Origin of the sequence: Myroides indicus (assembly GCF_004364575.1) — a bacterium.
GTDB lineage: Bacteria > Bacteroidota > Bacteroidia > Flavobacteriales > Flavobacteriaceae > Flavobacterium > Flavobacterium indicum_A.
Map to the genome: position 1 here is coordinate 104127 of NZ_SOAG01000003.1, position 24326 is coordinate 128452.

Annotated in this window: 23 protein-coding genes and 1 other RNA gene; 7 read left to right on the forward strand and 17 right to left on the reverse strand. The window is 31.0% G+C overall.

Translation table 11 applies throughout. The features are described from left to right. Window positions 1–50 precede the first annotated feature (50 nt). The 8 genes from C8P70_RS02020 to C8P70_RS02050 form a co-directional block, all read right to left on the reverse strand. On the reverse strand, window positions 51–272 hold the full coding sequence (locus C8P70_RS02020; RefSeq protein ID WP_133711687.1) for a hypothetical protein: 222 nt from the start codon (window positions 270–272) through the stop codon (window positions 51–53). 80 nt (window positions 273–352) lie between these two features. Next, window positions 353–496, reverse strand: coding sequence for a hypothetical protein (locus tag C8P70_RS13755; RefSeq protein ID WP_166666160.1), 144 nt, complete (start codon window positions 494–496; stop codon window positions 353–355). Window positions 497–534: 38 nt separating this feature from the next. Next, window positions 535–1323 carry a hypothetical protein gene (locus tag C8P70_RS02025; protein ID WP_133711688.1) on the reverse strand — a complete coding sequence of 263 codons (789 nt, stop codon included), beginning with the start codon at window positions 1321–1323 and terminating at the stop codon, window positions 535–537. 73 nt (window positions 1324–1396) lie between these two features. Beyond that, complete coding sequence (locus tag C8P70_RS02030; RefSeq protein WP_133711689.1) at window positions 1397–1960, reverse strand: hypothetical protein; 564 nt, start codon at window positions 1958–1960, stop codon at window positions 1397–1399. Window positions 1961–1981: 21 nt separating this feature from the next. Further along, window positions 1982–2701: a hypothetical protein gene (locus C8P70_RS02035; protein WP_133711690.1), complete on the reverse strand. Its 720-nt coding sequence runs from the start codon at window positions 2699–2701 to the stop codon at window positions 1982–1984. A gap of 25 nt (window positions 2702–2726) precedes the next feature. Next, window positions 2727–3479, reverse strand: coding sequence for a hypothetical protein (locus C8P70_RS02040; protein ID WP_133711691.1), 753 nt, complete (start codon window positions 3477–3479; stop codon window positions 2727–2729). A gap of 313 nt (window positions 3480–3792) precedes the next feature. Beyond that, the gene (locus C8P70_RS02045; RefSeq protein ID WP_133711692.1) at window positions 3793–4425 is read right to left on the reverse strand and encodes a LuxR C-terminal-related transcriptional regulator; all 633 of its coding nucleotides are present in this window, start codon (window positions 4423–4425) and stop codon (window positions 3793–3795) included. A 53-nt stretch (window positions 4426–4478) separates the two neighbouring features. Next, complete coding sequence (locus C8P70_RS02050) at window positions 4479–6437, reverse strand: tetratricopeptide repeat-containing sensor histidine kinase (protein WP_133711693.1); 1959 nt, start codon at window positions 6435–6437, stop codon at window positions 4479–4481. 159 nt (window positions 6438–6596) lie between these two features. On the opposite strand from C8P70_RS02050, the gene C8P70_RS02055 reads away from it, so the two are divergent. Next, window positions 6597–8072: an amino acid permease gene (locus C8P70_RS02055; protein WP_208293372.1), complete on the forward strand. Its 1476-nt coding sequence runs from the start codon at window positions 6597–6599 to the stop codon at window positions 8070–8072. A gap of 14 nt (window positions 8073–8086) precedes the next feature. On the opposite strand, the gene mazG is transcribed toward C8P70_RS02055, so the two are convergent. The 3 genes from mazG to def form a co-directional block, all read right to left on the reverse strand. Further along, the gene (gene mazG, locus C8P70_RS02060) at window positions 8087–8857 is read right to left on the reverse strand and encodes a nucleoside triphosphate pyrophosphohydrolase (RefSeq protein WP_133711694.1); all 771 of its coding nucleotides are present in this window, start codon (window positions 8855–8857) and stop codon (window positions 8087–8089) included. Between the two features lie 67 nt (window positions 8858–8924). Further along, the gene (locus C8P70_RS02065) at window positions 8925–9347 is read right to left on the reverse strand and encodes a DUF5606 family protein (RefSeq protein WP_133711695.1); all 423 of its coding nucleotides are present in this window, start codon (window positions 9345–9347) and stop codon (window positions 8925–8927) included. A 62-nt stretch (window positions 9348–9409) separates the two neighbouring features. After that, window positions 9410–9997, reverse strand: a complete 588-nt coding sequence (gene def, locus C8P70_RS02070) for a peptide deformylase (RefSeq protein WP_133711696.1) — start codon at window positions 9995–9997, stop codon at window positions 9410–9412. 356 nt (window positions 9998–10353) lie between these two features. On the opposite strand from def, the gene C8P70_RS02075 reads away from it, so the two are divergent. After that, window positions 10354–11769 (forward strand): glycosyltransferase, encoded by a 1416-nt coding sequence (locus tag C8P70_RS02075; protein ID WP_133711697.1) that lies wholly within the window; start codon window positions 10354–10356, stop codon window positions 11767–11769. Between the two features lie 80 nt (window positions 11770–11849). On the opposite strand, the gene C8P70_RS02080 is transcribed toward C8P70_RS02075, so the two are convergent. After that, the gene (locus tag C8P70_RS02080; RefSeq protein WP_133711698.1) at window positions 11850–12314 is read right to left on the reverse strand and encodes a hypothetical protein; all 465 of its coding nucleotides are present in this window, start codon (window positions 12312–12314) and stop codon (window positions 11850–11852) included. A 414-nt stretch (window positions 12315–12728) separates the two neighbouring features. Between C8P70_RS02080 and C8P70_RS02085 the strand changes: the two genes are divergently transcribed. After that, window positions 12729–15005 (forward strand): FUSC family protein, encoded by a 2277-nt coding sequence (locus tag C8P70_RS02085; protein ID WP_133711699.1) that lies wholly within the window; start codon window positions 12729–12731, stop codon window positions 15003–15005. Window positions 15006–15031: 26 nt separating this feature from the next. On the opposite strand, the gene C8P70_RS02090 is transcribed toward C8P70_RS02085, so the two are convergent. Beyond that, window positions 15032–16234: an NAD(P)-dependent oxidoreductase gene (locus tag C8P70_RS02090; RefSeq protein WP_133711740.1), complete on the reverse strand. Its 1203-nt coding sequence runs from the start codon at window positions 16232–16234 to the stop codon at window positions 15032–15034. Window positions 16235–16391: 157 nt separating this feature from the next. On the opposite strand from C8P70_RS02090, the gene ssrA reads away from it, so the two are divergent. Continuing rightward, window positions 16392–16790: a transfer-messenger RNA gene (gene ssrA / locus C8P70_RS02095) on the forward strand. A 64-nt stretch (window positions 16791–16854) separates the two neighbouring features. Here the strand turns inward: ssrA and C8P70_RS02100 are convergent. From C8P70_RS02100 to C8P70_RS02115, 4 genes are all read right to left on the reverse strand, one after another. Further along, window positions 16855–17199, reverse strand: a complete 345-nt coding sequence (locus tag C8P70_RS02100) for a hypothetical protein (protein WP_133711700.1) — start codon at window positions 17197–17199, stop codon at window positions 16855–16857. 100 nt (window positions 17200–17299) lie between these two features. Next, entirely contained in the window at window positions 17300–17479 is a 180-nt protein-coding gene (locus tag C8P70_RS02105) for a transposase (RefSeq protein ID WP_133711701.1), read from the reverse strand. 167 nt (window positions 17480–17646) lie between these two features. After that, a complete protein-coding gene (locus C8P70_RS02110; protein ID WP_133711702.1) occupies window positions 17647–18063 on the reverse strand; it encodes a DoxX family protein in 417 nt (138 codons plus the stop codon). Window position 18064: 1 nt separating this feature from the next. Next, window positions 18065–18772, reverse strand: coding sequence for an SDR family oxidoreductase (locus C8P70_RS02115; RefSeq protein ID WP_133711703.1), 708 nt, complete (start codon window positions 18770–18772; stop codon window positions 18065–18067). Window positions 18773–18940: 168 nt separating this feature from the next. Here C8P70_RS02115 and C8P70_RS02120 point away from each other — a divergent pair, with 168 nt between their 5' ends. The 3 genes from C8P70_RS02120 to C8P70_RS02130 all read left to right on the forward strand — a co-directional run bounded on the left by C8P70_RS02120 (window position 18941) and on the right by C8P70_RS02130 (window position 24283). Then, window positions 18941–21133 (forward strand): S9 family peptidase, encoded by a 2193-nt coding sequence (locus C8P70_RS02120; RefSeq protein WP_133711704.1) that lies wholly within the window; start codon window positions 18941–18943, stop codon window positions 21131–21133. 206 nt (window positions 21134–21339) lie between these two features. After that, window positions 21340–22629 (forward strand): M48 family metalloprotease, encoded by a 1290-nt coding sequence (locus tag C8P70_RS02125; protein ID WP_133711705.1) that lies wholly within the window; start codon window positions 21340–21342, stop codon window positions 22627–22629. A gap of 19 nt (window positions 22630–22648) precedes the next feature. Beyond that, window positions 22649–24283, forward strand: coding sequence for a DUF6770 family protein (locus C8P70_RS02130; RefSeq protein ID WP_133711706.1), 1635 nt, complete (start codon window positions 22649–22651; stop codon window positions 24281–24283). Window positions 24284–24326 lie beyond the last annotated feature (43 nt).

Here is a 24326-nt window from a genome sequence, read left to right on the forward strand (position 1 = left end):
CACAAAAAAAATACCCTTATGAGGGTATTTTTTATTGAAAAACGATGAATTTAGAATTTATATTCAAACGCTGCAAATACTCCGTTTAGTTTAAACTTTTCGTCATCCCAGTCTAAATTGTAGTTTAAGCTTGGTCCGGCTAATAAGTTGAATTTTTCAGCTACATTGTATTTAGCCAAAATAGGTACGCTAAGCATACTTGCATCTTTGATAGATAGATAGATAGATAGATAGATAGATAGATAGATAGATAGATAGATAGATACATACATACAAAACTTCTGGTTGAATATACCACTTTTCAGAAAACTGTATTTCGGCAAAACCACCCACAAAAAAACCAGTTTCAGATTCAGAAGCTTCGACTATTTCTCCAAAAAAAAAAGCCCTCGTCCATTTTTACCTTTACAGTTGCAAAACCAACTCCGGCTTTTGCTCCCCATTTAATTTCTTGTGCTTTTGCTCCCAAAACAGAAGCCAATACAAAAGTACTCAATAAAACTACTTTTTTTATAATTTAAAATTTATAGATTCTTATTTAATTCGATTAAAAGTTCTTGTTCCTTGATAAAACTGATTTCCGTCCGTGCTTAATTCCAGTGTTACATTTCCTTCATTTACCCATCTTCCATTTTCGTAATCATCATCGGTAAATCTCCACTGGTAAAAATCTGCACTCCATGTTTTTTCTCCTGTTTTTGTAATTCTATCATAAAAAGTATCACCTACTAATTTTTTAGGAAAATAAGCAGGCGCATGATCCAAATTATATATAATCGCCTTGCTTCCTTCTATCTTTAATTGATATTTTGAATTGCTGTGTTCCCAAATTCCTTCAATGGATTTTTTAGGTTCAGGCTCAGGGTTAGGATTTGGATTACCTGATTTTGACGTTCTTTCTAAAGTGATTTTACTTTTAAACGTTTTCATCTGACCGTTATCGTCTATATCATCATACTCTTCAACAGTTACAAACTGACTAGCTTCTGGATTAGGAGCATCAAAGGTAATAGATGGAACCGTATATCCTTCATAATCTTTTAGAGTCATTGTCACTTGCTTGTTTTTATAGCTCAATTTAGTGTATCCTATATCGCCATACGAATCGTGAGATATTCCATCTGCATCTGTACTAAAGGTATATACCTCTGTTGAATTATTGTAACTGTCTTCTACCGTCACTTTCCAATTGCCTTTGGGGTCAAAAAAGCCACTGTTATCAGATCCGGCTTCCTTGTTGTCATCACTGCTACTACAAGCCGTGAATGTTAGTCCTAAAAAAAGAACTAATCCTATGTTTTTTAAAAGTTTAAATGTTTTCATAATAAGATAAATTAAATTTTGCCTATTCTTTGCGTTTTTCGGCTTCGTCGCTTGTATTAGTTTTGTTTAAATTTTAGTTACCCAACTTGTATTGTTCCCATAAAACAGTAGTATAGCCCATTTCGGAAATTATGTGAGCATAGGTCACTCCAAAACTGTTTAACTCCGTAATTTCATATACTAATTCTTCAGTAAATGAAGTTTTAACTCCAATTTTTGATTTTGAACTATCTATCCATCTCCAACTGGCATATTCTATAGGTGTGTCTTCAAGAGTATATCGCGCATAAAGTTTTCCATTCGGATAAAACGCATAATACGTAAAGTCTCCGTCTTCTACATCTGTTTCATACTTTCCTTCATACCAATATATTACTCCAGATTTTTCCATTCTCCACCATTTTTGTGAATCTGCATTTAATACAGTGGCAGAATTGGATTTTACAGCGACATTTTCGTCATAACCAGTTAGGGTTATAAATCGTTGAGCTTCTGGTACAATTTCACCTTTAGGTACGTTTTCTAAAAGGTTAGAACCTTTTCCTCCTTTGTTGTCATCGCTACTGCTACAAGCAGTAGTTACAAGACCTAAAAAAAGAATCAATCCAATGTTTTTTAAAAGTTTAAATGTTTTCATAATAAATAGATTTAATAGTGCCTACTCTATACGGTTTTCGGCTTCGCCGTTAATTTTCAGTTTTCTTGATTTAAATAGGTTTAATCTACCAACCAAAACCCCTATATAATAAAGTGCACACTCACTATAAGGAGAACTGGCAGGGAACACTGTAAACGTATCACTTCTTCCATTCGAAGTAAAATAAGTATATGTGCCTACTTCTAATGATGTGGTAACCAAACCAGGTAAAAAGCATTCGTTTACAGGATTATATATAGCATTTGGATCTTTTTCTCCATTGATTACTGTTACATAGGTCACATATTTTGTAAACGTTCCTATAAATGAGCCTTTAATATAAACACTAACTCCAACCATCTTAGGGTCGCTTGTCCTAAAGGTAACATCTCGCTTCTCTTTATTGCCACCACCGTTGTTGTTTCCACTACCGGGATTCCATTCATTATCAAAAACATTACAGTCCATATCATACCATTGCTCTATCAATGATTTTGCAGCATCGTTTGCATCGGGGCAATTTTTTAATTTATTTAAATAGGCGAATGCGGCTTCTTTGACAGCATCACAATTGGCTCTTGTTGGATTAGCTGTAAAAGAGTCAATTTTGTTTTGATAACGATTTACGTCTTCCTGTGTGATGCAATCTCCTTTACTGTCATCGCTGCTACTGCAAGCTGTAACTATTAGTCCTAAAAAAAGAACTAATCCTATGTTTTTTAAAAGTTGAAATGTTTTCATAATTCTACATTTTAAACACTTGTTCCTATAAAGTTAAGTTCATCCGCAAACAGCCGTTTGCTTTTATCTCAAAAGTACCACTCCAGTTATACGACTGGCAGGTTGCCGTAAAAGAATAGGTTCCGGGAGAAAGCGTGTAATTGGCGTTACCTGAAGAGTTGCAATCATTGATTCCATTGCTGTAATAGCCAGTAATGCTTCGGGTTTGTCCGTTTACAGTTACCGTTATTGGTCCGCATTGATAATCATAACCAATCCAAAAGGAGATTTGCCCGTCAGAAGAACCACCACCGCCGTTGTTTCCGCCACCACCTGTACTTCCTGTATATTTTTTGAAATACATAGTTGTTTCAGCTCTTATACCTGCTGTTTCATAATATCCCCAAAGCGTCAGATTGCTGTCTGTTAATGTTTTTACCTGATTACCGTGTTCATCTCCCGGAAAAAAGATAATCATTTTGGATTTGTCAAATGTAAAAGGTGCCGCAATAGAGTTACCCGGTTCTTGCGCATAATACGTCCCGTCTCTGTCAAATCGATAGGTGATTTCTCCGTCGGCATAAGGAGTAGATTGGTCGTAAATTACCTGTCCTGCTTCATAAGCAATTTGATGCTTTTGATACATCGTCCAAGTAGTGTATAATTTGTCGGCAGTTCCGCTACCTGCGCCTCCTCCTCCTCCATAGTTGTCATCACTGCTTCCTGAACTGTCAGAATCACAACTGACCACTGTTAGTACAATCAATAATGTACACAAAACATTAAATAGATTTTTCATAACAATAAAAAGATTAATGGTTTTTACAAAATTAGGGGAGGAATAAATACCAAAAGATACCCATTAATGGGTATTTTTTGGTATACTTTATCAATATTTAAATTTTTGAAATAAAAAAAACAGTCCAAGAATGAACTGTTTTTTACACTAACTAACTCAATTTTTAAAATAAATCTTTTAGGTTATATTTATCTCCTTAAAGTTTTTTCAAAAAAGTTGCCGCAAATATAGGAGAATGAAAGGTATGAAAGAATACCCCTTTTGGGGTATTCTGTTAAATATACGTAACTATTTTGTTTTCTCTCTTCTCAGCTTATTTTAATCCGTAATATTTATTGACGGCTTCGGTGCGGTTATTTACATGAAGTTTATTATAAATATTCTTAATATGTTTTTTTATAGTTTCAATACTTACATTCAGTTTTCCTCCTATTTCTTTATATTGCTCTCCGTTAGATAAATGTTCTAATATTTCTTTTTCTCTTATCGTTAAACTAAAATTTTCTTGAATAGCGTTATAGCTTTGAAATGACATAATAACTTTTTTAGCAATGGTTGAACTCATGGGAGCACCTCCATTATAAAGATCTTGTAAAGCTTCTAATATTTTTTTGTTACTTTCGCCTTTCAATAAATAACCATCCGCACCATTTTGCAATGCTTTAAAAACCATTTCTTCACTGTCAAAAAAACTACAAACCATACACAAAGCATCCGGACGGTATTTTTTTATATGTCGGATAACATCTATACCTGAGCCATCGGGTAGATTTAAATCTATCCAAAAGATATCCGGATCAATGTCGTCAAATCCGCGATAAAATTTTTTTATTGTTTCATAAGTCTGCAGGCAACAAAATATATTAGAAAAATTGAGAAGCAATTTAATGGTATCTCTGTAATTTTTTTCATCTTCTAAAACTACTATTGAAATCTTCTCACTCATAATTAATTATATACATTTATTTAGCTGCAATTTGAAGAAAAAAAATAAAGTTTTCAATCCCTATTTTGGGGTATATTCTTAGAAAAAATCACACTTGTTCCTCCTGAGTCAGAATTTATTTCAAAATTACCCTCTATAACATCCATTCTAATCTTCATATTGTCAATTCCATTTTTAAAATCTTTGACATTATTTTTGTCAAATCCTTTACCATTATCCCTTATTTCCACTTTAAAAATATCATTATTGTAAGTAAATATCATCTGTACTTGAGATGCTTTCGCGTGTTTTAATATATTATTTATAGCTTCTTTTACACATAGAAAGAAGTTTTTACGTACATCGTCATCAATTTCCAATAAAGGAATATCAGAATCAATCTTTATCGTAGTTTTTATTTCAAAGCTCTCCATGATTTTTTCAGCATAGCTTTTGCAATACCATGTTAACTTTTCTAATGTATTATTTTCCTGATTGAGTGTCCAAATGATATCTCTGACTTTCTGAGTTACTTCAGTCTGCATTTCGAGTAATTTACGATGTCCTTCTTTTAAAAATGGATCATTTGTTTTATCAAAAATCATTTCACTTAATATTTTTATCCCCGAAAGACTAGAACCTAAATCATCGTGTACATCTCTTGAAATACGTTTTCTTTCTTCATAAACACCAAGCAATGTTTGTTTTTCTGCTTCTGTTTCTTGTTGCTTAATTCTATATTCATATTTTCTCTTATTACGTGCTCTTAATCTTAGGAAATAGACCGTAATTAGAATTGCTACAACTGCTAAGGCAGAACAAATGAACAACAACATATTTTTTTGTTTTGCATGTTGCAGTTTCAGAGCGTTTGTTCGTTTCTCAATCTGAATCTCAGTATGAAATTCTTCTATTTTCTGATTTTTTTCAATTGAAAATAAACTATCACCTATTTGCTTAAATTCTTTATAGAATTGTAATGCTTCCTTAAATTTGTGCTGTTCTGCATAAACCTCTGATAATATTTCAGTAGCAAAATACTGTCCTTTTAAAAATTCAGTTTGCTGAGATAATTCCAGTGCTTCCAAAGCAAACGTAGCCGCTCTGTCATACTGTTGAGTTTTTTTATATAATTTTGCTAAATCTATTATAGAAAGAGCAGCTTCTAAAGGATAATTCATTTCTTTTCTCCGTGCTAAACTCTGCAATAAATAACTTTCAGCTTCCTTGTATTTTTTTTGCTCAAAATATATACTACCTAACCTGTGTAAACAATAAGACACAACCAATTCATCTTTATGTGTTTGACCTATTACCTTTGATAATTCAAAATAATATAGTGCAGAATCTTTTTCTTTCATCAAATATTTAATCTCACCTATATCATAATAATTCCTTCCTATCCCCATACTATCATTAATTATCTGATAATTATCTGTAGACTCTCGGATATATTTTAATGCTTCATTATATTTTTTTTGATCGGAAAGGACAATCGCAATTCCACTTAAACCAAGTGCTTTTGTCGATTTATTGTCAATTTTAGTAGCTACTTCCAAAACTTCATTATAAGATTCTATTGCTTTGACATAATCTCCCAAATCATAATATACTTTTCCAAGATTAGAAAGTGTATAGTTCAACAATAAATTTTCTCCAATTTTCCTCCTTATTTCTGCACTTTTAATATAATTGCTTTCTGCTTGCTTATTTTTACGTTGTCGGGCAAAATTGTATCCTTGTAAATGATAAATCATAGCTACTCTTTTTAAATCTTCTTTAAAAATATCTAACAAAAAAAAGTTCAGATTTTCACAATCTTCAAATCGCATATTATCGCTATATTCATATGAAATATCCACCAGTTTTTTATATTCTTCTTCTGAAATTTCCCCAGTATTTTTAGAATACTTATTAATAATAGAGTCAACAGGTGTTTTTATTTCTAATTTATTAAAATTAGCTGCTATTGAAGTACTGCAAAAAAATATTATAAAAAAACAGTTTTTAAATAAAAAAGCATATAATTTCATCGTATAGTAAGGTTTATTTTAGCATAAAGGTATTAAAAAACAATTATATTGATTTATTTTGAATTTAACAAAAACATAACTTAATCATTTTTAAAACTTTTAATCATCTGCAAGTTTATAAAACATAATTATGTATTTTTGATTTGAACGCTTTATTAAATGAAAAAGAAACAAGAAAACAACAAAGTTTTACGACACCTAAAAGCTCGCCATCTTACTATGATTGCCATTGGAGGATGTATCGGCACAGGATTATTTATGGCAAGTGGTGAAGCTATACAACAAGCCGGACCGGGAGGTGCATTACTTTCCTATGCTGCCATAGGAATTATGGTTTATTTTTTAATGACTTCATTAGGAGAAATGGCTACTTATCTTCCTGTTTCAGGTTCTTTTAGTACATACGCATCTCGTTTTGTAGACCCTTCATTTGGTTTTGCATTGGGATGGAACTATTGGTTTAACTGGGTAATTACTGTCGCTGTCGACATTTCGATTGCTGCTTTGGTTATTTCTTATTGGGAGCCAATGAATTTTTTACCTACTTGGGGATGGAGTCTCCTTTTTTTCTTTATTATTTTCCTGTTAAATATGCTTTCTGTAAAAGCATACGGAGAATCTGAGTATTGGTTTGCTATTATAAAAGTGGTTACTGTAATAGTTTTTTTAGCGGTAGGTGTTCTGACTATATTCGGAATCTTAGGAGGAGAATATATTGGATTTAAAAACTTTAATATCGGTGATGCACCAATATTAGGAGAAACTTTTTCCGGTAAATTTTTATCTGTTTTAGGAGTATTTTTAATTGCTGGATTTTCTTTTCAAGGAACAGAACTTATCGGTATTACTGCAGGAGAATCAGAAAATCCTCAAAAGAATATCCCAAAAGCCATCAAACAGGTTTTTTGGAGAATTCTAATCTTTTACATTTTAGCTATTTTAGTAATCGGCTTAATTATTCCATATACAAGTCCGCAACTTTTAGGAGCTGACGTTACCCAAATCTCCAAATCACCTTTTACGCTTGTCTTTGAAAAAGCGCATTGGGCATTTGCTGCAGGTTTTATGAATGCTGTGATTTTAACCTCTATACTTTCTGCCGGAAACTCAGGAATGTATGCTTCAACTCGTATGCTTTATTCCATGGGAAAAGAAGGTATGGCGTATAAGTTTTTAGGAACAACAAACAAATACGGAGTACCGTTCTTCTCGTTACTGATAACAGCTTTGATTGTATTATTTTTTTTTACAATTCAATATTTTAACGAGAAGGCTGTTGACTTTATCCTTGCTGCTTCCGGATTAACTGGTTTTATAGCTTGGTTGGGAATTGCTGTTAGTCATTATCGCTTTCGATTAGCTTACAAGGCTCAAAAAAAAGATATGACAAAATTGATTTACAAAGCTAAATGGTTTCCTTTTGGTCCTATATTCGCTTTTATTCTTTGCTTATTAGTTATAATCGGGCAAGATACACAATTAATTTTCAAAGGTATCTGGGATTGGCAAGCTCTGCTAATAACTTACATGGGAATTCCATTCTTTTTCTTTTTTTACATTTATCACAAGATAAAATTTAAAACAAAAGTCATTCCTCTTAAAAAAGTAGATTTATCAAATGATCAGGTAATTTAAGAGCTATTTTATTTTTAACTGCGAAATCTATTCCAGATTTCATTCATTTGTTCAATACTTAAATCTGCAATGTTTTTTCCTGTTTTTTGAGCTTCTTGTTCAATAGACTGAAAACGCATTATAAATTTAGCATTAGTTTTACTCAACGCCTTATCCGGGTCAATTCCTGAAAATCGGGCATAATTAATCAGGGAAAATAACACATCCCCAAATTCTTCTTCCATTTTTTCAAGATCCTGCCTGGCTTCTTCTGTTTTAAATTCAGATAATTCTTCTTCTACTTTTGCCCAAACCTCTCTTTTTTCTGTCCAATCAAAGCCAACTCCTGCCGCTTTCTCCTGTATACGGTATGCTTTTATAATTGATGGAAGGCTATTTGGGACTCCTCCCAAAACAGATGTATTACCTTCTTTTATCTTTAATTTTTCCCAATTTTCTTTGACTTCTTTTTCGTTCTTTACACTCACATTTCCGTAAATATGGGGATGCCTGAAAATTAATTTTTCACAGATACCGTCTGCGACGGTTTTAATATCAAATAGATTTTGTTCGCTTCCGATTTTAGCGTAAAAAAGTATGTGCAACAATACATCGCCTAATTCTTTTTTGAGTTCCTCCGTATTTCGAGTATCAATACTATCTGCCAATTCAAAAACTTCTTCTATGGTAAGATTTCTTAAGGATTCAAAGGTTTGTTTTTTATCCCACGGACATTTTTCTCTCAAATCATCTAAAATATCTAAAAGCCTTTCTATAGCTTCTAATTGTTGTTTTCGGTTGTGCATATGATTTCGTTTTATACAAAAATAGCTCGTTTATCACGAGCCATTCTAAAAATATATAAATTTATTTTTAATTTTCTTCTGTTTTAACCTCTTCTGTTTCCAAAAAGGTATTTTCTATCATTCCCCTTTTTTGAAGAATATTGTACCAATTGATTACTTTTTTAATATCTGAAACATATACTCTTTCTTCATCATAATCAGGTAAAACTTCTTTAAAGTAAGCTACCAACTCCGGATTATTTACTTTATGAGATATAGCCTCTCCATGGTTTTCTTTAGTTGCTATATTTTTAAATACGTCAAATAATTTTACTTCTCCTTCATGAGTGTATATGGAAATCTCAGATAATAAACTTACGTTATTTTTTAATCCGACAGTACTTTTTTTACCATCTGCCAATGATTCCGCAATGAATCCTGTACGAGTTTGTACCAATAATTCGTATAACCCTGGTTTTCCGGAAATAGCTAAAACTTTATCTAAACTCATCTTTTCAATATTTTATTTTTAAGAGTCGCAAATATCTTAAATAGTTAATAATATACAATTTTTTATCTGCCTTTTTTAGTGGAAAATTTCATCTTATAATCAGTAAAAACTTTTCCTTCCATAATGTTGTTTAGTTTTTTAGAGATTAATTTCTTTTTTAGACTAGACAACTTATCTGTAAATAGTATTCCTTCAATATGATCATACTCATGTTGAATAACTCTGGCGGCTAATCCATCAATTACATCTACGCATTTATTAAAATTTTCATCGTAATACTCAATAGTTATTCTTTCTTTTCTGTACACTGTTTCGTGAATATCCGGGATACTCAAGCACCCCTCATTAAAGCCCCATTCTTCACCTTCTTCGTCCAAAATTTTAGCATTGATGAAAACTTTCTTAAATTGAGAAAGAACTTTCGATTCTTCTTCTGTATTTCCTTCTATATCTGAAAAAGGTGCACAGTCAACTACAAAAAGACGAATCGGCAGTCCTATTTGAGGAGCGGCTAACCCTACGCCATTTGCTGAATACATTGTTTCAAACATATTGTCTATCAGTCCTTTCAAATCTGGATAATCTTTGGATATTTCCTCTCCTACTTTTCTAAGTACCGGATCACCATACCCTACTACAGACAAAATCATATTTTTTATTTTATTCAAATTAATTAGAATGCAAAATTAGATAAATTATAGCAATAATAGGTATTTACTAATGTTTTTCAGCTTATTTTATGCTCATAAAACCATTTTTAATTCTTAAAGTTAAGAAAACTGTGGTTCTATTCTACAATATGTAACTAAAACTAAATTATAAACACCTGTATATCAACACAAATAGATATGGCACAAAAATTGGTTTTATATAACTACATTAATAAATTTCTCAAATCTCTTTTAAGATAATAAATCTTGTATTTATTATTTTTTTGAATTATCTAAAGATATAAAAACATTTCTGAGAATCAAATTAATGTATCCACATTTAAAGAAATACAACTATGAAGCTCCATCAATCAGAATATAGAGAAAAGACAAATAAAATCAGATTATTAAAAAATAAATTTGTTAGAAATATAACAGATGCTGCTTTAACAACCACCGATTATGCCATATTATTTAGTACACTATTACTGTTGTTCGGAGGTATATTTTTAGTTTACCAGCTTCAGCCCTATTTTGAAAAAATACATTTGGATAGAATGAAAACATTCTCAGGACAAATGTTGGCGTTTATTACTATATCACTGTTAATTGTACAAGTTGCTTTTTTAATTTATATTCTATATTTATATACAAAATATAAACCCATTAAATCTGTTTCAGATTATCTGTTACCTACCTGTACTATTATTGTACCCGCTTATAATGAAGGAGAACTGGTGTGGCAAACTTTGTTTAGTTTGACAGAAAGTAACTATCCTGCTGAAAAGTTACAGATAATTGCTATTGACGACGGAAGTAAGGACGACACATGGCAATGGATGAAAAGAGCAAAAGATCGATTGGGCAATCGATTACAGATTTTTCAACAACCTGAAAACATGGGAAAAAGGCACGCTTTATACAGAGGATTTAACTTGGGTATAGGAGAAATTTTTATTACTGTTGACAGCGATTCTGTTGTTAAGAAAGACACTCTTCGAAATTTAGTTAGTCCGTTTATTGTCAATAAAAAATGTGGAGCTGTGGGTGGAAACGTACAGGTTTTAAACAACAAAAAAGCCATAATCCCAAGAATGCTTAATGTAAGTTTTGTATTTAGTTTTGAGTTTATCCGATCTGCACAAAGTGTTATAGGCACCGTACTTTGTACACCTGGCGCCTTAGCTGCTTATCGAAGAGAAGCCGTGTTAAATTGCTTACCAGAATGGATCAGCCAAACTTTTATGGGACAACCTACGGATATTGGAGAAGACAGAGCAATGACTAATATGATTTTAAAACAAGGTTTTCATGTATTATTCCAACAAAATGCACATGTTTTAACTAATACACCCGAAAAATACAAAAATCTATATAAAATGTTTATCCGATGGGAGCGCAGTAACGTGCGCGAAAATATTATGATGAGCAAGTTTGCTTTTAGCAATTTTAGAGAAGGACCAAAAGCAGGTGCCAGAATATTGTTAATTAATCAATGGATAAAAGTTATTATGGCTTACCCTGCCACATTTTTAATGCTATACTTTATATTTACACATCCAATTTTATTTATTAGTTCTGCTTTGGTAAGTACTTTTATTTTTTCGAGTATTCAGGTATTATTTTATTCCAAAAAATATAACTTCCTTGAATCGTTTTGGGCATATCCATACAGTATTTTTTATATCTTTACTCTCTTTTGGATTACTCCTTACGCTATTGCAACAGCCAACAAAAGAGGTTGGCTAACTCGAGGATTACCTCAAAAATAAATTTGAAGACCCAATTTACACATAGCCAATAAAGAGGTAGTACTACTTTAAGTTACTGCCTCTTTATTTTTAAGTAAACTTTAAAAATCTTTATACCGCTCGCTAAAAATATTAGCCTTTTTATTTATCATATCAAAAGCTATAGGAATTCTACTGTATTTTCCATTCCAAAAACCTCCCTCCGATTCACTATTTGCACCATACTTTAGAATAAGAACAATTTGAAAATTAGGATTATCTTCCCCTTTGCGCATTAGCGGTTCACCCTGTTCATTCACTTCCATCCAATATTCAATCGGATAAACCGGTGTGCCATGCATTTGAAAAAAACCTTTATTGCCCTTGTTTAGTTTTACATAGGGTTCACCGTTACTGCTATCATATTTATAATGTCCAAGCATTTTTTGTAAAATATAAGTTGGGATATCTTTTGTCCCAAAATGCTCATTTGGACTGTCGTGAACATTTATAAACTTTTCAATATTCTGACTTTGCATAGTCCCCGAAATCATCAGTGCGAAAAAAGTTAAAATAATTATTTTCATAATTTTTTATTTTTGTGTTTAACAACTATTTGGAATTTAATATATACTTGATTTTATATTTAAATTTACTTAATTAACCATCTACTTGTCAATACCCATTTTGGGGTATTTTGAATCTATTTTTCTAGTTAGATTTCCTAAAAAAGATTTCTAACTTAATTTTTCATTTTTACTATGTAGCTATACAGTCTGTATAATTAATTAGACAATCCAAATTCGTTATAGTAACACAAAATTTAAAAGATATATTAAACCGTTCATATATTACTTTTATTTTCACTTAAATTATAGATTTACAAAAAATTGTCTTGTAAACATTATTCCAGACCTTATGTATCTTAAAAAATTAATTTCAATTCAAAGTTTAATCCTTGAAATTATCTTATCTTGCTACATCAAAAATCATGGGTAAACATGCTAAGCAAAGCTAGAAAATACACTGATAATTCGCACTTGGGAGATTCTTTAAAAATCACGATATCAGCAGTCATTCCTTTTTTGATATTAATGCCTTATGAAAAGTTTAGTTGGGCATTTGCTGCTGCCATTGGCGCCATGCTTACTGCTCTTTTAGATATTCCAAGTAGTGTAAAAGATAAAGTAAAAGGATTATTAGTTGGCTCAATTACTGTACCTGCTATTTCGCTAATTTTATCTTTTACATATCATCATTGGTATTTTTATCCTATTTTTATCTTTATTGTATTCTCCTTGGGAATGATTTCTGTTTACGGACATCGAGCCAATATGCTTTCTTTCATCGGTCTTCTCGCTACTAGCTTAGGATTAGCTCATAATTATTCTGGTGTAGAAATATGGATACACTGCCTGATGATGCTTTTTGGAGGATTGCTCTATTTAGTTGTTTCTCTATTTTTTTATTTTATAAGACCTAGACGTTATGGAATTCTTCAAACGTCTGAATGTATAAATCTAACGTCTGAATATTTAAAATACAGAGGGGATTTGTGGGCAAAAGAGGCTAATATTGAAAAAATAACAGCCGAGCAGCTCAGGATTCAGGTTAAACTTAATGAAGTTCATGAAAATCTACGAGAATATTTAATAAGAAATAAAGCTAATACAAAAAACTCCTCCAATAATCGCAGATTATTAGTAGCCTTCTCTACCTTGGTAGAAATTTTAGAAATAGCTGTTTCCTCTACTTTTGATCATAAAAAACTACATAAATTATTTAAAGATGAACCCCAAATTATTGGAACTTATCAAAAGCTTGCCTATCATTTCTCAAACACTATATCTGATATAGGACTAACACTCAACACAGGACTTAAATACCAATCTAAATACAATTTGAGTGAAGAATTAAATAATCTAAGAAAAGAATTATCTGATTTTGTACAAGAAAACCGATCTGAAAATACACTAGAAGCTATTTTATTATTTTCAAATGTTTTACATTATGCTGAAAATCAAATAAATAAAATACATATTTTAGAGAAAATTTTAATTGAAAAAACTTTTCAGACAAATGTTGAAGAGAGGTTTAAAGATTTAGAAAAATTTTTAACCCCTGTACACTACCGTTGGGAAACACTGAGAGAAAATCTTAATTTTTCATCTACTATTTTTCGTCACTCTTTAAGGCTGACGATAACTATCCTTATAGGACTTATTATCAGTAATTTTTTTAATCTCTTAAATGGTTATTGGATTTTATTAACGATAGTCGTAATCATGCGTCCGGGATATGGGTTAACTAAACAAAGATCCTTTGAAAGAGTTATTGGAACTGTAATTGGTGGATTACTCGCTTTTGCTTTGCTGTATTTTATTGACAATACAACAATTATAGCTTATCTGACCGTGTTTACGATGATTTTCGGATATTGGTTTTCCCACACTGACTATAAAATAGGAGTAACATTTATAACCATGTATGTTGTATTGATTTATGGAATATTAACACCCAATGTCATAGATTTATTAATCTACAGAATCATAGATACCTTGATTGGGGCACTGCTTGCTTTTTCTGCTAATTATCTTTTGTGGCCATCATGGGAATTTTTAAATGTAAATATACATTTGTCAAAAGCTATACAAGCAAATAAAAATTATGTAAAAGAAATAACATTACTCTACAATGAAAAAGGAGAGGTCAATCTACCCTATAAATTAGCACGAAAATATGCTTTTATTGAAGTTGGAAACTTAATGGCTTCTTTTCAGAGAATGATTCAAGAACCAAAATCAAAACAAAAATTCAGGACAGAAATATATGAATTAGCAGTACTAAACCATACTTTTTTATCAACAGCAGCATCTATTGGAATTTATGTCCAATCACATACTACTACTAAAGCATCCGAAGCTTTTAATGTAGTAATGGATTATTCAAATAAAAACCTAAATTTTGCCATACAACTCCTTGAAGATAAATTTGATATGAGTAATATATCTGATGAAGAAACAGAGAATTACAATATCAGCCTTTCTTATTTGAAAGGAATCAGAGAATACGAACTTAAAAAGACTTATTCAGACGATGAAAAAATAAAAAGCATGATGGAAGAGTCTGTCTTAGTTATCGAACAATTAATATGGTTATCAAGTTTATCTGAAAAAATTCTAAAAACTAGCCGCACCATTGCTGAGAAAAAACAGAATACAGAAGATACATATTTATTTAAAAATTTTACTAAAAAAATTCCTTTTGGAAGAGAATAAATTATTCAAACTAAATCTCTCTAAATCTAACCATCAACATAATCCTGTAAATATAAAAATCTATCTGTTAATTTTCCGTTTTTAGTGACAGTAGCCCTCTCTAAAATACCATCTTTGTCTCCGTTAAAAAAAGCAGGTAATATTTCCTCTACAAATATTGCTCCAAAACCTTCACTGGCATCCTTAGGCAGTTCGCACGGGAGGTTATCAATAGCCATAACCGTAATTGCTGCTGAATGGTTAAACTCTACCTCAACATGTTTTCCTGGATAATAGCCATAGAAAGGATCTGCGATAGTTGAAGCCCTCAACGTACTGTCTATCGGACCATGATCTACATCACAAGATATATCACCAATTACTTTAATTTGATTTTTTGAACTATTCAACATTTCTTGGGTTAAAATTTTAGGTGAACCCGCTTTAAAAAAATGGCCTGCAATAAAAATATCTGCTGTTTGCGAAAATCTTTCAAAATTACTTTCATATTGCTCAGGATATTGATAAAAATCAGCTTTTTCTGCGGGCTGTCCATCTTTACGTTTATAATAATCAGTTACTCCGATTTGAGTATATACCGGACAGTCATATTTTTGTTTAAGAAAGTGTTCAATAGACACCTTCTTTACTTTCATTCCATCTAAAATTTCCATCGCTCCTTTGGCTACTTTACCTGTTCCTGTTAAAACAACTTTGATAGGCGGAAAAAATTCTTTTTTTAGTTTAGCTATTAAATCTTCTTTATGCAATAATGTTTCTGCTTTAGGAAGATTAAATAATTCATATTTTATTGCAAAAGCTCTAAAAGTATTATAAGCCCCTACTATTCCAGCATATCTTCCAAATCCGATTAAACGATGATTATTTTCATCAACAAAAGCTTCATGATCCATTAAAGTAATGTTTTTTTCCAAACATGCTTTTAATAATTTTCTGTTGTACTCCTGTTTTTTTATTGTATGCGAGAAAAAAATATAAGTTTTGTTGGGAATAAGCGCATTTACAGGCACTTCTTTTACTCCTAATAATATATCACAATTACTTAAATCATTAGTAACATTAAAGCTTTCTGCTTTATATTGATCGTCTGAAAAAATTCGAATATCTGAAGATTCTACTACTGCTGCTAATTCAGGAAAAATATTTAAGGCTTTTTTTAATTGTTGAGGATCAAGTACAACTCTTCTGTCTGGCGGATTTTTTCTTTCTTTTATAATGCCTAATCTTATCATTAAATTTATTGTTTATCTTAGGTTAGTTTGAGTTTTCCAAATATACTGCTTTTCCTTCGTTACTGAAAACAATCCTTTTGATTAGTTTTATATAAGTTTGAAAGATTTTAAAAAAGTATTATTTTTGCAATAATTAATTCCTTAAAAGAAATAGGGGGTCGATCGGTTTTGACAGCAGGTGGAATTAGTTAGTAAGCATGTCGAGCGTTGTTATGCAGCTCGTAAATATCACGTAACAAACTTTTTAAACGGCGAAGAAAATTACGCTTTAGCTGCTTAATCTGAATTACAGTAAGATTTGCCTTTAGTTCTCACCAGGTGAGAAAGCTAAATTCTCCTTAAGAGCCTTGGTTTGTGGCACTTTGTTGAGGGGAACCGTAAAATAAACCTAGGAAGTTTAGTGTCTCGGACATCTTCCGAAATCTTAGAGGCTAAGTTAGCAGTGGTTGTTTCAAACCAAGCTGCTGATCGAAAATTCAAGTTGAAACTAAGCGTGTAGAAAGCTCTCTGATTGCTTGTTTGGACCCGAGTTCGATTCTCGGCGACTCCACAAAAAAAATAATAACCTACTAAATAACAGTAGGTTATTATTTTTTAGATTAGTTTTTGTATAGTTTTTAAAAATCGACTTTACTTTTCGAGTATATTTTATACCCAAAAACAACAATAAAAATCATCAGCAAAAGAGTTTCAGTCCAATCAAACTGTTTTTTATCTACATTTTTATTTTGCGACTGAACTTCTTTTTTACTGACTTCATCAATTTTTGATTCACTTTCAGTTTGCAAAACTTTATCTTTTAATTGTTCCTGATTAGTTTCTTTCTTTTCAGAATCAATCACAGGTTGCGAAATATCAACTCTACCATTCGGATGGATAGTTATATTGTCCGCTTTAAAATTAAGCTTGTAAATCAACTCCCAAATCGCATACGCTATTTGCCACATGATTTCATTTTCCATTTTTAGCTTTTCAAACTCTGCCTAATCCGCTAAGTATTGCTATATGATTGTAATAATTTATTCATCGGCATACATCTGTTTAAGCTTGTGATTCTCTTCTTCAAGCTCTTTTAAACGCTCCAATACTTGTTTTTTTCATATCTCCATACTTCTTTCTCCAGTAGTAAAAAGTACTCTTATCAATACCTAGTTCTCGAGAAATTTCACTTACTGATCTTCCCTGTCCATTTTCTTTGAGAGTCTTAATGATTTGGTTCTCACTAAAATTACTTGTTTCCATCTTTGACAGTCTTGTTTAAAGTTAATAATTTCGAATTAAAAACTGTCCTATTTTTGGGGAAGCCTGCCTACAATATTATACGAATCATCCAAGTGCTAAACCAATCAAGTTTAGATTTTATTTAGGAAAATTATCTTTTGTAAACCTTGTTACCTAAAGAGTTATTTTTATATCCAAATTCCTCTTTTTTGCTTATTTATTCTTATTTTTCCCGGACCTATAAGTAAAATGGCAACCGAAGCAATGAGAAATAGCAAATTTAGTTCTCCTTTAAGCCCACCTGTTGCAGGATTAAGTTCTAAACCCGTTGTTCCCAATACTAAAAAAAAAGTCATCAACATAGTAAAAGCTATTAGGAAACTTGAAATTCTTGTAGCTACGCCAAAGATTAGAAGTAATGGAGCAATAATTTCTGCTACAGGAACACCTATCCATAAAAAAGAAGGTAAGCTATTACTTTCTAACTGCTTAACAATAAAGTCATGACCATGAATTAGTTTGTGAATCCCGTGAAAAATCATCAACCCTCCCACTCCCACTCGCAATATAAATTTTCCAGCATCAGATGTAGTATTATTTCTCATTTTATTTCGTTTTAGACGGTCTTATTTCAATTTTACTTGGCAAAACACGAGGGTTCAACTTTAGTATATCTACCACTAGTTCTCCTATATCTTCGGGTTGTATTTTCCATGCATCCTTTTCTGATGGTTCATTATTGTTAAAATATGTAGAAACCGAACCTGGTAAAATAGTCGTTATCTTAATATCTGAATCTCTCAAGTCAAGCATTGCTGCCTGTGTAAAACCAACAACGCCAAACTTGCTGGCATTATATCCAGACGCGGTTGCAAAGAAGTTTATACCTGCTAAACTGGCAATACTTATAAAATACCCTTTTGTTTTTTTCAATTCTGCAATACTAGCTTTCAAAGTATAAAAAGTTCCAGTTAAATTAGTATCAATCATAGTATGCCAATCCTCAATTTTGAGATCTTCAACCGGTTTAAAAATACCTATACCTGCATTAGCAATAACAACATCTAATTGTCCGAAATGTTCAATAATTTTATTTATTGCATTTTGTTCATCATCAAAATTTTTCACATCAGATTGGATAGGCAATACATTATCTGAAGAGCCTAATGATTGAGCAATTTCTTTTGCCATTTCATAATTTCTTCCTGATAGGGCTATTCTATAATTATTTTGTAATAAAGCATATGCAATTCCTCTCCCTATTCCTTTTGTTCCGCCTGTTATATATGCTACTTTTTTAACTGATTTTTCCATCTTATTATTTATTTATACAATCCTCTAACATCTAAATTATTCAAAAACACCTTACAATTTAGGCAACTCTTTATTTGTCAACTAATTTAAAAGTAATTTTTAAATAAATTGGTCAAGCCTGATAAAAATTTTAATTTAGCGGACATTATAAAACCAGAATCTCAAAACATGAAAAAACGATCTTTAGTTTTCTTTTTGTTGGTTAGTAATTTATTATTTGCACAACGAAACTTAACAATAGCTGAAGCTACATACGGACAATTTTTACAATTTTCCCCAGAAAAATACAATCGTCCGAGCTGGAAAAATGATGATACCTTTACATTTATTACAAAAACGAACGATAGCCTTATTGCCAAAAGCAAAACAAACAATTGGGATTCTTACTTAATTTTAACTGCTGAGGAACTATATGCCAACTTAGAAAGCAATTTTAAAAATTCTTCATTTAACTTTACAACACTTCCTTCTGACTTGAAATGGATAAGCGATAATGAAATTTCGTTTTCTGTAACTGATAAAGCAAGCTCAAAAAAATATTTGATATACTACAATACCCAAGAACAAAAAGTAATAAACAGTTTCGTTTATAAAAGTAATGGGGCTGAAGAAACTGTATCTAGAAATAAAGATTTTGTGGCTTGGCTGGATGATAATAATATTATCATTACTGATAATAAAGGATCTAATATCGAGGTTACCAATGACCCTGTTTTAGATATAATAAATGGCAGTCATAATACACACCGGGAAGAATTTGGGATAGATAAAGGAATGTGGTGGAGTCCCAAACAAGATCAGCTTTTATATTACAGAAAAGACCAAAGTATGGTTACAAACTACCCTTTACCCCAATGGAGTAGCCGAGTTACAGCAATAAAAAACATAAAATATCCCATGACAGGAATGACTAATGAAAAAGTTTCTTTAGTTATTTTTGATGTTTACACCAATAAAAAAGTTACCTTACAAACAGGAGAACAAGACCAGTTTTTAACCATGGTAACCTGGGATCCTTCGGGAAATTATATTTATGTGGGTATTCTAAATAGAGAACAAAATCATTTAAAAGTAAATAAATATAATGCTGCTACTGGAATTTTTGAACAAACTTTGTTTGAAGAGAGTTCTAAAACTTATACAGAACCTTCACAAGGATTAGTATTTAACCCTGCTGACAGCAAAACATTCTTATATTTTTCAGATAACGAAGGATATAGACAAATGTACTTATACAATACAGAAGGCAAGTTAATTAAATCGCTGGGGCATGAAGATGTTATTGTTTCTGATTTTTTAGGTTTTGACAAAGAGGGTAAAAATGCTTTTTATATTGGTGTGACTAATCAAGGGCTAGACCGCCAGCTTTTTAAAGTAAATCTGAAAAAAGGGAAAACGGAACAAATAACCGAAATATCAGGTACACACACAATAGTTTTAAACAACAGTAAAACGCTTTTTGTCGATCAGTTTAACAATACTGAAACTCCTAATCAGACCAAATTAGTTAATCTAGAAAATAAAAAAGAAATAAAACTCATCAATGCTAAAAATCCGTATCAGGGAATAATTAATATGCCAAAAATGGATTTGATTACAATTACTGCCGAAGACGATAAAACTCCTTTAAACGGAAGAATTATTTATCCTTCTAATTTTGACGCAAATAAAAAATATCCGGTTATGGTTTATGTATATGGCGGCCCACATGCTCAGCTGATAACCAACTCATGGTTAGGAGGAGCTTCCTTATTTTTTCACTACATGGCTCAACAAGGTTATATAGTTTTCACTATTGACAACAGAGGAAGTTTTAACAGAGGACGAGATTTTGAGCATGTGATTCATAGACAATTAGGACAAATCGAAATGGCAGATCAATTAAAAGGAATAGAGTATTTAAAATCCCTTTCTTTTGTAAATTCTGAAAAAATTGGAGTGTATGGCTGGAGTTTTGGAGGCTTTATGACAACAACCTTATCCGTTCATCATCCCGAAATTTTTAAAGTAGGCGTTGCGGGAGGTCCAGTAATGGATTGGAAATATTATGAAATAATGTATGGTGAACGATATATGGATACACCTAAAGAAAATCAGGAAGGTTACGAAAAAACCAGTTTAATTAATAAAGCCGATAAATTAAAAAACAAATTGCTGATTATTCATGGAGCTCAAGATCCTGTAGTAGTTCAACAACATTCGATGGAGTTTATAGAAGCTTGTATCAAAGCTAACAAACAAGTAGATTATTTCTTATATCCAACACATGAACATAATGTAAGCGGAATCGATCGAGTACATTTAAACACTAAAATAGCCAATTACTTTTTTGACTTTTTAGCTGAGCCTGCAAAAAATTAAAAACTAAAATTATTAACGATATAAAAAGCCATCTGTCTTCAGATGGCTTTTTATATTAAATGAAAATTACACAAAAAAATTCGCATAATTTAATGTTTTTTTAACTTAAATTTGCTAATAAATAATTTATATGTACTTTCGTCACACCTAAAAATAAATCACTTTTTATACTCTATCAACTGGAATTTTTATAAATACTTTATTAAATGAAATCTATTTATATCATTATACTTTTTTTAATATCAATCAATATTTCGGCTCAAGAGATTATACTATTGGATACACTACACTTACAAGATAAAAAAAAATTAAAAGATAAATATAACGAACGTAAAAGCCTCTTTTTATCTCAACTCAATCATATTCACGATAAAAAAGAAGTAAAGGAAATTAAGGCTATTTTTGAAGAAAATTATAAAGATATCAACAATAAAATTGACAGGAATGAACTCATATTTGATTCTCCTTTAAATAATTACTTAAACGATCTCGGTGTATCTATCCAAAAAGAAAACCCTGAGATTCCTAAAAACATTTCTATACTTATATCTCGAGAATATAGTATAAATGCCTTTAATCGAGGTGAAGGAACAATTATAGTTAATAATTATTTGCTTAATGCTTTAGATCACGAAGATCAATTGGTTTATATTCTTTGCCACGAAATGGCACATCAAACTTTAAATCACGTACTTGAATCGGTAACAAAACATGTACAATCAAATAATTCTCTTGAGTTAAAAAAACAAACAAAACAATTAAAAAAACAGAAATATAACCAAAAAACCAAGGCAGAAAATCTATTGATGGAAATTGCTTATAAAAACTCTGCTATAAATAGAGCAAAAGAATTACAGGCAGATTCTTTGGGATATGTGTTTTATTCCAGATTAAATCGCGATCCCTATCAAGTAGTTAAAACACTTGAAATACTTAGAGACTCTGACAAAGAAGGAGATTCTATAACCATAAAAGATTACGAAAAGCTATTCACTTCTTTTAAGCTTCAAACTAAAGAACAATGGTTTAAAATGGAAAGTTTTGATCAGTATAATTATCAAAAAAACACAAAATTTAACACAGATTCTTTGAGCACGCATCCAAATTGTGATATTCGAATAGAAAAACTAGTTAACCATTCGCCAGAAATAAAAAAAACAATTCAACAACTTGCCCCTTCATCAGACACATTTTTAAAATGGCAAAAAAGCGCTGTATACCAAAATATTCAAAACGAATATTTTGCCAAGAATTATGGAAATAGTTTGTATGAAGCACTGAAACTTTATAATAGAAAACCCGACCCATTACTTAAAAAGTGGATTGGTTTAAACTTTATAAAATTGTATGAAGCCAAAAAAAGCTACGAACTAAACAAATATATAAGTCAGGTTAATATTGCAAAATACACGCATAGCTACAACCTCTTCAGCACTTTTATCTTCAATTTGACTCTTTCTGATTTAGAAACAATTTGTAAGAGTTTTAATTCATAATCACCTTTAAAAAACAATAATGAAAAAAGCAATTTTATTTTTAGTACTACTTCTCGGTATAACAGCACAAAGTCAGGTAGTTGATCTACAAGAACTATCTAACGGAGAACTTATACAATCACAGCCTTTATACAACAAGACACAAGATGATATCTATGGATATTTTTTTATTTTTAAAAAAGACAGGGTAGATAAAAAAGAGTTTTTATATGAATACACATTGTTAGACAAAAATCTAAACAAAGTGCTTTCCGGAAACTTTGTTGAAAAATTGGGAGATTACGGAAAATTTATTATAGTAAACGGAATTTACCGAGAGGGCTATATTACTTTCAAAATAGATGAAAAATTTGCAGAAATCGGCGTAAAAATTCGCACTAAATACAGAATTTTAGACATCAAAGAAAATACCATATCGGATGCGTTTGTTTTGTCAAAAGAACTTAAAAAGGTTTATAATGAACCGTCAAAATCGATTAAAGAAAGTACTGTATTTACGTTTTATCCAAACTCTTTTGGCTATCATTTACTTACTCCTTTAGAAAATAATGCGGAAAGTGGTATGTATGCTTTAATGCCAAAAGAAGGTGATAAAGAATCAAGAGTACGAGGAATTTCCTATTTTAATGAACAATTAAATCCTTTGTGGTCTTTTAGCTTTAATCAAAAAGGGAAAAGAAAACAATATGAGGAAGTTTTTTTCTTAAATAATAAAATTCATTCTAACATTTTAGTTGGCAGAAGATTGTATAATGGATCAGCAAATCAAAAATTAAGAGAAAAAGGAGAGATATTCAATACCTTTTTATTTTTCAATAAAGACACTGGAAAACTTATCAGCGAATTTTCTCCTTTCGGAAATAAAAAAGCAGATGAAACAGAAGTAAAAGATGTATCTAATATCAACATCTTTTTAGATTCAGATAAAAAAGTCACCTTTTTAAATCGCATAATGAGTTCTAAAGTAAAAAAGTTTACTTTGGATGAAGAAAAAATTATTGGATTCTCAAGATCAGAATATGATATTGCAACTGGAAAAGAATTGAGTCGACATATTTTTACATGGGACAAATTATCTGAACATCTTAATATTAATGAACACGGCTATATAAAAGAAAAAGGAGAGCCTAATAGTTATTTATATTTACACGATGTAATTTTAAAATCTGACGGAAATCTCATATTCATTACGGAACAATATAAAACTCTAACAGGCACTTTGCTTGTAGGCGGTTCGCAAGGTGTAAAAATAAGTGATATGATTCTTTTTGAAGTAGATAAAAATATGGCATTGGTAAAATTTCAAAAAATTGAAAAAGAAATAACCAATTATAGAGTTGGTATAAAAATGGACGGTACGACAGCCAACCAGTATGGAGCTTTTGATTATGCCGGATATCAAGATTTAAGAAACGATGATTTTTTAATCTATTATTACAACAAACAAAGACCGGAGAACGGAGGCAAAAAACAAAATACATTAGGTATAATTTCTTACATAGACGGAAACTTTACAGAACAAAAACTCCCTTTGAAATCAAAAGACGGAAGTGAGCTAGTGATAGTTCCTGCTAAAAAAGGATATATTATGATTGTCGAAAAATTTAAAGATAATACAAAGGGGCTTGAAATTCGTTTAGAAAAAGTAAATTAAAAATTAAAAAGCCTAACAGTTTTATTTTAAACTGTTAGGCTTT

What these genes read in the sequence shown, in the direction of transcription:
- C8P70_RS02115 (WP_133711703.1), bottom strand. Translation starts at nt 18,772, where the DNA reads ATGGAAAAATCAGTTAAAAAAGTAGCATATATAACAGGCGGAACAAAA.
- C8P70_RS02030 (WP_133711689.1), bottom strand. Translation starts at nt 1,960, where the DNA reads ATGAAAACATTTAAACTTTTAAAAAACATTGGATTGATTCTTTTTTTA.
- mazG (WP_133711694.1), bottom strand. Translation starts at nt 8,857, where the DNA reads ATGCACAACCGAAAACAACAATTAGAAGCTATAGAAAGGCTTTTAGAT.
- C8P70_RS02045 (WP_133711692.1), bottom strand. Translation starts at nt 4,425, where the DNA reads ATGAGTGAGAAGATTTCAATAGTAGTTTTAGAAGATGAAAAAAATTAC.
- C8P70_RS02050 (WP_133711693.1), bottom strand. Translation starts at nt 6,437, where the DNA reads ATGAAATTATATGCTTTTTTATTTAAAAACTGTTTTTTTATAATATTT.
- C8P70_RS02080 (WP_133711698.1), bottom strand. Translation starts at nt 12,314, where the DNA reads ATGAAAATAATTATTTTAACTTTTTTCGCACTGATGATTTCGGGGACT.
- C8P70_RS02130 (WP_133711706.1), top strand. Translation starts at nt 22,649, where the DNA reads ATGAAAAAAGCAATTTTATTTTTAGTACTACTTCTCGGTATAACAGCA.
- def (WP_133711696.1), bottom strand. Translation starts at nt 9,997, where the DNA reads ATGATTTTGTCTGTAGTAGGGTATGGTGATCCGGTACTTAGAAAAGTA.
- C8P70_RS02025 (WP_133711688.1), bottom strand. Translation starts at nt 1,323, where the DNA reads ATGAAAACATTTAAACTTTTAAAAAACATAGGATTAGTTCTTTTTTTA.
- C8P70_RS02085 (WP_133711699.1), top strand. Translation starts at nt 12,729, where the DNA reads ATGCTAAGCAAAGCTAGAAAATACACTGATAATTCGCACTTGGGAGAT.
- C8P70_RS02105 (WP_133711701.1), bottom strand. Translation starts at nt 17,479, where the DNA reads ATGGAAACAAGTAATTTTAGTGAGAACCAAATCATTAAGACTCTCAAA.
- C8P70_RS02065 (WP_133711695.1), bottom strand. Translation starts at nt 9,347, where the DNA reads ATGAGTTTAGATAAAGTTTTAGCTATTTCCGGAAAACCAGGGTTATAC.
- C8P70_RS02125 (WP_133711705.1), top strand. Translation starts at nt 21,340, where the DNA reads ATGAAATCTATTTATATCATTATACTTTTTTTAATATCAATCAATATT.
- C8P70_RS02110 (WP_133711702.1), bottom strand. Translation starts at nt 18,063, where the DNA reads ATGAGAAATAATACTACATCTGATGCTGGAAAATTTATATTGCGAGTG.
- C8P70_RS02035 (WP_133711690.1), bottom strand. Translation starts at nt 2,701, where the DNA reads ATGAAAACATTTCAACTTTTAAAAAACATAGGATTAGTTCTTTTTTTA.
- C8P70_RS02040 (WP_133711691.1), bottom strand. Translation starts at nt 3,479, where the DNA reads ATGAAAAATCTATTTAATGTTTTGTGTACATTATTGATTGTACTAACA.
- C8P70_RS02100 (WP_133711700.1), bottom strand. Translation starts at nt 17,199, where the DNA reads ATGGAAAATGAAATCATGTGGCAAATAGCGTATGCGATTTGGGAGTTG.
- C8P70_RS02075 (WP_133711697.1), top strand. Translation starts at nt 10,354, where the DNA reads ATGAAGCTCCATCAATCAGAATATAGAGAAAAGACAAATAAAATCAGA.
- C8P70_RS02055 (WP_208293372.1), top strand. Translation starts at nt 6,597, where the DNA reads ATGAAAAAGAAACAAGAAAACAACAAAGTTTTACGACACCTAAAAGCT.
- C8P70_RS02020 (WP_133711687.1), bottom strand. Translation starts at nt 272, where the DNA reads ATGTATGTATCTATCTATCTATCTATCTATCTATCTATCTATCTATCT.
- C8P70_RS02120 (WP_133711704.1), top strand. Translation starts at nt 18,941, where the DNA reads ATGAAAAAACGATCTTTAGTTTTCTTTTTGTTGGTTAGTAATTTATTA.